This window comes from Frankia sp. CoWAU3 (assembly GCF_977971855.1).
Map to the genome: position 1 here is coordinate 1 of NZ_CDWWXB010000018.1, position 930 is coordinate 930.

General features: G+C 73.5%; 1 protein-coding gene. It reads right to left on the reverse strand.

The genetic code is table 11. The annotated features are described in order from the left end of the window. Positions 1-56 precede the first annotated feature (56 nt). Positions 57-930, reverse strand: an 874-nt coding sequence (locus tag AC08ON_RS03595) for an acyl-CoA dehydrogenase family protein (protein ID WP_476616445.1), incomplete at its 5' end; no start/stop codon positions are given.

Below are 930 nucleotides of genomic sequence, written 5' to 3' on the forward strand. Positions count from 1 at the left end.
GGACCAGCACCGCCGAGGAACCAGCACCGCTGCGAGTGCTGCGGGATCGGGTGCGGTCAGGGCAATGCGTCGACGGTCAGCACCGCGATGCGCTCCAGATGCGCAGGGGTGTCACCAAAAGCAGGAATCTGGCGTTTGGCCCGCTTGTAAAAGAAGTGCGCGTCATGCTCCCAGGTGTAGCCGATCCCCCCGTGGTACTGGATCATCGCCGCGGTGGCCTCCCCGGCGGCCTGGTTGGCCTTGCTCTTCGCCACCGCGAGCGCCAGCTCCGCGTCGGGCAGGGCAGTGTCGAGCGCGTGCGCCGCGTACAGCACCGCATGCTCGGCCATCGTGACAGCGACATGCAGATCGGCGAGATAGTGCGCGAGTGCCTGGAACGAACCGACCGGCCGGCCGAACTGCACCCGATCGATGTCGTGGGCGACGGTCCGGGTCAGCGCGGCTCGCGCGACACCGACGAGGTCCGCGGCCGTGAGCAGTGCGCCACGACGGACCAGGTCCGCGGCGACCGCGGGGTCGGAGGCCGGCAGCCGGGTCGCGGGCGCGTCGGCCAGAGACAGCGAGGCCAGCCGGGTGGTGCCGTCGAAGCCGCGCTGGGTGGTGACCGTCACCCCCGGGCCACGCGGATCGAGCAGATAGAGCCCGACCCCGGCGGGGTCGACGGCGGCGACCACCACGAGCCCGGTGACCTCGAGATACTCGACGCCGGACGCGACACCGCCCAGCCGACCGCCCGCGGTCGCGCGGACCGCGATGCCGGTATGGTCGTATCCCCCGCCCGGGCCCCGCAGCGCCACGGTGGCCACCAGGTCCCCGGCGGCGAGGGGGGCGAGCACCGCCGCCGCCTGGTCCGCCGAGCCGGCGAGCCGCACCGCCTCGCCCGCGAGCACGGTCGGCAGCCAGGGCCCCGGGATCACCCCCGCTCCGAAC